This window comes from Streptomyces sp. NPDC001108, from assembly GCF_053598535.1.
This window is the reverse complement of record NZ_JBSFKL010000038.1, coordinates 1-7,783: the sequence shown is the minus strand read 5'-3', so window position 1 is coordinate 7,783 and position 7,783 is coordinate 1. Positions and strand designations below refer to the sequence as shown.

Here is a 7,783-nt window from a genome sequence, read left to right as displayed (position 1 = left end):
ACAGCACCCTCAGCACCCACACCACGACGACTCACCAACAACACCCGACGCACACCACACCCAACCACCAAGTGCCGCGCCACCAACCCACCCAATGTCCCCGTCGCCCCCGTCACCAACGTCCAGCCATCACCACGACCATCGTCTCCGTCCGCCTCCGGGGCGAACGAGATGTCCTGGCCGGCGGTGTCGGGCAGTCCGGCCAGCCTGGGTACGTGCACGGTGCCGGCACGGAGGGCGAGTTGGGGTTCGTCCGTCGCGACGGCACGGCCGAGGAGGGTGTGGGCGCTGTCGTCGTCGGTGTCGACGTCCGCGAGGACGATGCGGCCGGGGTGTTCGGTCTGCGCCGAGCGCAGCAGGCCCCACACCGGTGCTACGGAGAGCTCGGCGACCGGGTCCTCCGTCCCCACCGCGACCGCGCCTCGCGTGACCACGACGAGCCGGGACTCCTCGAAGCGGGGGTCGGCCAGCCATGCCTGAACCGCTTCGAGGACGTCCGTCAGGGTCTGCCGCACCCGCGTCGGGAGGTCGTCCTCGCCATCGGGCGCCACCACCGGCAGCACCACCACGTCGGGCACTTCGTCGAGGTCAGCCGCCTCGGAGAGCCGTGGCCAGCCGGCTGCCGGGGTGGTGGCGGTGCCGGTGGGCAGCGGGAGCGGGGTCCAGTCGAGGTGGAACAGCCGGTCGCGCTGGCGGGCGGTGGTGTCGACGACGAGCCGGGCGGTGGGGATCTCCCGCAGAGTCAGCGCCTCGACCGTGGCGACGGGTGTACCGGCCGGGTCGTGGATCGCGAGGGAGACCGCCGACCTGCCGTCCTCGGCGTTCCCGACGGGCGCGACGTGCACCCGAACGGTACGGGCCCGGGTCGCGTGGAGCGTGACCCCCGTCCAGGAGAAGGGCAGCGGAAGGGTGTCGGTCGGGGCGCCGTCGCCCTCGGCCCGGCCGAGCAGCAGCGCGTGCAGCGACGCGTCCAGCAGCGCCGGGTGGATCCCGAACCCGTCCGCGTCCTGCACGGCCTCCTCCGACAGCACCACCTCCGCGAAGGTCTCCTCACCCCGCCGCCACACCGCCCGCAACCCCTGGAACACCGGCCCGTACCCGTAACCACCGGCAGCCAGCCGCTCGTAGGCACCGGCCACCGGCACGGGTACGGCTCCGGGGGGCGGCCAGGCGCCGCTCTCCGGTTCCGGCGGCGCCGTGCGGCCGGCCGGTGCGAGGACGCCGGAGGCGTGGCGGGTCCACTCGCCCCGCCCCGCCTCGTCCTCCGGTGCGTCCGGGGAGGCTTCCCCGGTGCGGGAGTGGATGCGCAGCGTCCGGTGGCCGTCGTCGTCGGCCGGGCCGACGGCGAGCTGGATCTCCACCGCACCCTGCTCCGGCAGCACCAGCGGGGCGGTGATGTCGAGTGTGTCGATGCCGTCACAGCCCACCAGGTCGGCTGCTCTGAGGCCGAGTTCGACGAAGGCGGCCCCGGGGAGGACGGTGACGTCGGCGGCGGTGTGGTCGGCGAGCCAGGGATGGGTCCGCAGGGAGAGCCGCCCGGTGACGACGAGACCGTCGCCGTCCGCCAGGGACACCGAGGCGCCGAGCAGCGGATGTCCGGCCGAGGTCAGGCCCGCTGCGGTGAGGTCGCCGGTCGGGGCCATGGCCTCGATCCAGTGCCGCACGCCCTGGAAGGCGTAGGTCGGCAGTTCCACCTGCCGGGCGGCGCTCCCCGCGTGGAGCGCGGGCCAGTCGACAGGTACGCCGTGGACGAAGGCCTGGGCGATGCCGGTGAGCACGGCCTCCGGCTGCGGGCGGTCGCCGCGCTGGAGGGCGATGGTGTGGGCGGGGTGGTGCTCGCCGGTCTCCGGGGAGTGCGCGGCGAGGCAGTCGGCCGCCATCGCGGTGAGCACGGCGTCGGGGCCGATCTCGACGAAGGCGGTGACGCCCTCGGCGCGCAGCGCGGCGACGCCGTCACGGAAGCGCACCGCGTCACGGACGTGCCGCACCCAGTAGTCCGCCGAGCCCAGTTCGCCGGGCAGCGCAGGGTTTCCGGTGACGTTGGAGACGACCGGGATGCGGGGTTCGGAGTACGTCAACTCCTCGGCGACGGAGCGGTACTCGTCCAGCATCGCGTCCATGTGCGAGGAGTGGAAGGCATGGCTGACGCGGAGCCGTCGCGTGCGTCGGCCCTCCGCGGCGAATTCCGCGCCCACGGCGAGGACGGCCTCCTCGTCGCCCGAGATCACCGTGGCCGACGGCCCGTTGACGGCCGCCACGTCGGCCCGCCCCGCCCAGGGGCCGAGGCGGTGGCGCACCTCGTCCTCGGTCGCTTCCACCGCGGTCATGGCGCCGCCCTCCGGCAGCGCCTGCATCAGCCTTCCGCGTGCGGCGACGAGCCGGGCCGCGTCCGGCAGGGTCAGCACCCCGGCCAGATGGGCCGCGACCAGTTCGCCGATCGAGTGGCCGATCATCAGGTCGGGCACCATGCCCCAGGACTCGACCAGCCGGTACAGCGCCACTTCCAGTGCGAACAGCGCGGGCTGGGTGTAAGCGGTGTCGTGCACCAGTTCGGTGTCGATCACCTCGCGCAGCGGGCGCTCCAGGTGTGGGTCCAGTGCCGCGCACACCTCGTCGAAGAACTGTGCGAACGCGGGGAAGGCGGCATGGAGCTCGCGGCCCATGCCGGGACGCTGGCTGCCCTGGCCGGTGAAGAGGAAGGCCGTCCTGCCGCCGCCGTCGGGGACCTGGCCCCGGACCAGCCCGGCGGTCGAGACGGCACCGTCGCGCAGCTCCTCCAGCCCGCGCAGGAACCCGTCGCGGTCCTCGGCCAGGACCACCGCGCGGTGGTCGAAGCGGGTGCGCGAGGTGGCCAGGGAGAACCCGATGTCGGCGCTGTCGACCCGGGCGTCATCGGCGGTCAACTGCTCCAGGAGACGTCCGGCCTGGCCCAGGAGCGCGGCAGGGGTCTTCGCGGACAGGACCCAGGGCAGCTGTGGCGTACGTGCGGCGGGGGCGGCCGCGGCAGGTGCCTGACGGGCGTCTTCCGGGGCCTCCACCGGGGCCTGTTCCAGAATGACGTGGGCGTTGGTACCGCTGATGCCGAAGGACGACACCCCCGCGCGGCGCGGACGGTCGGCGGACCCCGGCCACGGCACCGGCTCGGTGAGCAGCGACACCGCGCCGGACGACCAGTCGACATGGGGCGTCGGCCGGTCCACGTGCAGGGTCCTGGGCAGCACCTCGTGCCGGAGTGCCATCACCATCTTGATGACCCCGGCCGCGCCCGCCGCCGCCTGGGTGTGCCCGATGTTGGACTTGACGGCGCCGAGCCAGAGGGGCGATTCCTCGGATCGGCCCTGCCCGTAGGTCGCCAGCAGTGCCTGTGCTTCGATCGGGTCGCCGAGGCCGGTGCCGGTGCCGTGGGCCTCCACCGCGTCCACGTCCGCCGGCGACAGCCGCGCGCTGCGCAGCGCCTGGCGGATGACGCGCTCCTGGGAGGGCCCGTTGGGCGCGGTCAGGCCGTGGCTGGCGCCGTCCTGGTTGACGGCACTGCCACGGACCACGGCGAGGACGGGGTGCCCGTGGCGCCGGGCGTCCGAGAGGCGTTCGACCAGCAGCAGTCCGACGCCCTCGGCGAATCCGGTGCCGTCCGCGGCGGCGGCGAAGGAGCGGCAGCGGCCGTCCTCGGAGAGCCCCCGCTGCCGGCTGAACTCGGTGAAGATGCCGGGGGCGGTGATGACGGTGACACCGCCGGCGAGGGCGAGTGTGCATTCGCCGCTGCGCAGCGACTGGACGGCCAGGTGCAGCGCGACCAGTGAGGACGAGCAGGCGGTGTCGACGGTGACGGCCGGCCCTTCGAGGCCGAAGGTGTAGGCGACCCGGCCGGAGGCGACGCTCGTGGTGCTGCCGGTCAGCAGATAGCCCTCGTAGCCGTCGGGGACCTCCTGGGGGCGGCGGGCGTAGTCCTGGGCGATGGTGCCGACGAAGACGCCGGTCCGGCTGCCCTTCAGGGTGGCCGGGTCGATACCGGCGCGCTCGATCGCCTCCCAGGACGTCTCCAGGAGGAGCCGCTGCTGCGGATCCATGGCCTCCGCCTCGCGCGGGCTGATGCCGAAGAAGTCCGCGTCGAAGCGGTCGGCGCCGGCCACGAAACCGCCGGCGCGGGCGTAGGTGGTGCCGGGCTTGTCGGGGTCGGGGTCGTAGAGCCCGGCCAGGTCCCAGCCCCGGTCGGTGGGGAAGTCGCCGATGGCGTCGCCGTCCGCGGCGATGAACCGCCACAGGTCCTCGGGGGAGTGCACCCCGCCGGGGAACCGGCAGCCCATGCCGACGATGGCGATCGGCTCCTGGTCCTTGTCCTCGGCGTCCCGCAGCCGCCTTCTGACCTGCTTCAGTTCCGTCGTCGCCCGCTTGAGGTAGTCGCGGAGCTTTTCCTCTTGTGCCGATTGAGCCATGGCGGCAAACCCCTTCAAGGTGGCCAGGTCTTTGTCAGGTCCGACTGCTTCGGGAGATGACTGCTTCAGGAGATGCCGAGCTCGTCGTCGAGGGCGTCGAACAGTTCGTCGTCGGTCGCCGCTGTCAGGTCCTCGTCCAGGGCGGTCTCATCGGGTGCCGCGCGCAGGTCGTTCCACTTCCACAGCAGAGCCTGCAGGCGGGCGCCGATCTTTTCGTGGGTGGCCGCGTCGACCGCCGTGCCGTCGGGCCCGGAGGGTTCCGGGGCGGCGGATGCGGCGGACCGGTCGAGCAGGGCCCGCTCCAGTCGTTCGATCTCCGCCAGCAGGGAGGTGTCGGGGTCGTGGCCGTCGGGGGCGAGTTCGCCGCGCAGCCGCTCGGCGAGTGCTTCGAGGGTGGGGTGGTCGAAGACCAGGGTCGTCGGCAGCCGCAGCCCGGAGGCGGTGGCCAGCCGGTTGCGCAGCTCCACGGACGTCAGCGAGGTGAAGCCGAGGTCCTTGAACCCGCGGTCGGTCTCCACCTTGTTCGGGTTGCCGTGCCCCAGTACCGCGGCGACCTCGCCGCGCACCAGCTCCAGTACCTTTTCCCGCTGTTGGGACACGTCGAGGCCGACGAGTGCCCGCGCCCAGGCGGAGCCGGAGGTGCCGTGGTGCCCGCCCTGGTCGCTCACGATACGGCGGGACGAGGTACGGACCAGGCCGCGGAAGACGGCGGGCGTCGGACCGGACGTGGCGGCGGCCCGCAGGGCCGAGGTGTCGACCCGCGCCGCGAGCAGGTACGCCCGGTCCGCCGACAAGGACGCGTCGAGGAGCGCGAGTCCGGCGTCCGCGGCCATCGGCGCCACGCCGGAGCGGGCCATCCTGGCCACATCGGCGCTGCTCATGGCACTGGTCATGCCGCTGTCGTCCGCCCACAGTCCCCAGCCGAGGGAGAGCGCCCGCAGGCCGGTGGCCCGCCGGTGGTGTGCCAGGCCGTCGAGGAAGGCATTGGCCGCCGCGTAGTTGGCCTGTCCGGGGCTGCCGAGGGTGCCGGCGGCCGAGGAGAAGAGGACGAAGGCGGCCAGGTCCGAGTCCCGTGTCAGCTCGTGCAGATGCCAGGCCGCTGCCACCTTGGGCCGCAGTACCGAGGCCACCTGCTCATGGGTCAGCCCGGCGACGATGCCGTCGTCCAGCACTCCAGCGGTGTGCACCACGGCCGTCAGCGGATGCTCGGCCGGTACGGACGCCAGCAGCGTGGCCACGTCCTCCCGTTCGGCCATGTCGCAGGCCACCACCCGTACGCGCGCGCCCAGGCCGGTCAGTTCCGCCCTCAGCTCGGAGGCGCCCTCGGCGGCGGGACCACGACGGCTGGTCAGCAGCAGCCGCCGCACTCCGTGCTCGGTCACCAGATGCCTGGCCACCAGGGCACCGAGAGTGCCCATGGCGCCGGTCACCAGGACCGTTCCGGTTCCGAAGGGCGCGCTCGCGGCGGCCGGCGGTGCCGTGATCCGGGCCAGTCTCGGCACATGGAGCCGGCCGGACCGCAGGGCGATCTGGGGCTCGTCCGCCTCCAGGGCCGCGGTGACGGCCCCGGCGAGGGAGCCGTACTCGCCGGGATCGGCGTCGAGGAGGAGGAAGCGGCCGGGGTTCTCCGTCTGCGCCGAGCGCAGCAGCCCCCATACCGCCGCGGCGGCGGGATCCGGGCTGTGTCCCCCGGGCACTCCCGTGACCGCGCCCCGGGTGACGACCACCAGGCGGGACCGTTCGAACTTCTCGTCCGCGAGCCACTCCTGAAGCGTGTCGAGCACGTCGAAGAGCAGGGTGTGGGTCCGCGCGGCAAGGTCCTCGCCGCGGTCACCGCCACCGGCCGCTCCGTCGCCGTGGGCCGCCGGGCCCGCCACCGGCAGCAGTACGGCTGTCGGTACCTCGTCCCCGATGTCGTGCGGCGCGTCGTACTCCACCACGTCCAGCCCGTCCGTCTTGAGCTGTCCCGCGATCGCGTACGCCTGCGCCTCGCCGAGCACCGCCCACCGGCCCTCGAACGCGGGTGGCGCGCTCTGCGCCGCGGGCAGTGGCACCCAGCCCAGCTCGAACAGCGCATCGCCGTTCCGGCCACCCGCCCCGCTCCGTGCGAGCCGTGCGAGCTGTTCGCGCGGCACCGGACGCAGCGTCAGCGACGCGAGCGAGGCGACCGGGGCGCCGGTGAGGTCGTACGCCTCCAGGGACACCGTGCCCGCTTCGGCGGCAGGAGCGATCCTGACCCGGAGCGCGGTGGCAGCGGAGGCCCGCAGGGTCGCCCCCGTCCAGATGAACGGCACCACCGGTCCGTCCGCCGGCCCCGGTACGAGGCGTTCGGCGGCCGGGAGCTGCAGGGCGTGCAGGGCGGTCTGGAGCAGCGCGGGGTGGAGGCCGAAGCGTGCGACGCCGTCCGTCGCCTCTTCGGGCAGTGCCACCTCGGCGTAGATCTCCTCGCCGAGCCGCCAGGCGGCCCGCAGCCCCTGGAACACCGGTCCGTAGCCGTAGCCCTCGGCCGCACGCTCCGCGTAGAAGCCGTCGACGGACAGCGGCTGTGCCGCGCGTGGCGGCCACTCCGAGTCGTCCGGGGCGGCGTCCGGGGCCGGCGGCCCGTCGGGGCCGAGCAGTCCCTCGGCGTGGTGGGTCCACGGCTGTGCGCCGTCATCGGCCTGTCCGGAGTCGGGGCGTGCATGCACTCCCAGGGGGCGCCTGCCCTCACTGTCCGGCTCACCGACGGTGACCTGAAGCTGAACGCCACCGTGCTCGGGAAGAGCGAGCGGGGCGTGCAGGGTCAGTTCCTCGACGCGCGCGCAGCCGGTCGTCTCTCCCGCGTGCAGGGCGAGTTCCAGGAACAGTGATCCGGGGACCAGAGAGGTGCCCAGTACCTCGTGGTCGGCGAGCCAGGGGTGGCCGTCGAGCGACAGCCGGCCGGTGAACACCACTCCGTCGCCGTCGGCGCGTTCGAGGGCGGCGGACAGCAGCGGGTGTCCGGCGTCGGCCAGTCCTGCTGTCGTCCAATCACCGGTGCGAGGCGTGGCGTTCAGCCAGTAGCTCTGCCGTTGGAAGGGGTAGGTCGGCAGTTCGGCGCGGCGCCCCGTGACCGGCGGCAGCACGGCGGGCCAGTCCACCGTCACGCCTCGGGACCACGCCTGCCCCACGGAGGTCAGGAACCGCCCCCAGCCGCCTTCGTCGCGCCGCAGCGAACCGACGACGACGGCCCGGCCACCGGTGTCCTCGATGGTCTCCTCCAGCCCCATCGCGAGCACGGGGTGGGCGCTGGACTCGACGAAGGTGCCGAATCCTTCCGCGACCAGCGTCCGCACGGCCGTCTCGAACTCGACCGTCTGCCGCAGGTTGCG

Annotated in this window: 2 protein-coding genes; both read right to left on the bottom strand. The window is 73.7% G+C overall.

All coding sequences use genetic code 11. The annotated features are described in order from the left end of the window. Nucleotides 1–4,433: beta-ketoacyl synthase N-terminal-like domain-containing protein (locus ACWC97_RS33850; protein ID WP_450653649.1), on the bottom strand; the 4,433-nt coding region annotated here is incomplete at its 3' end. 65 nt (nt 4,434–4,498) lie between these two features. Further along, the coding region (locus ACWC97_RS33845; protein WP_450653647.1) for an SDR family NAD(P)-dependent oxidoreductase at nt 4,499–7,783 on the bottom strand (3,285 nt) is incomplete at its 5' end.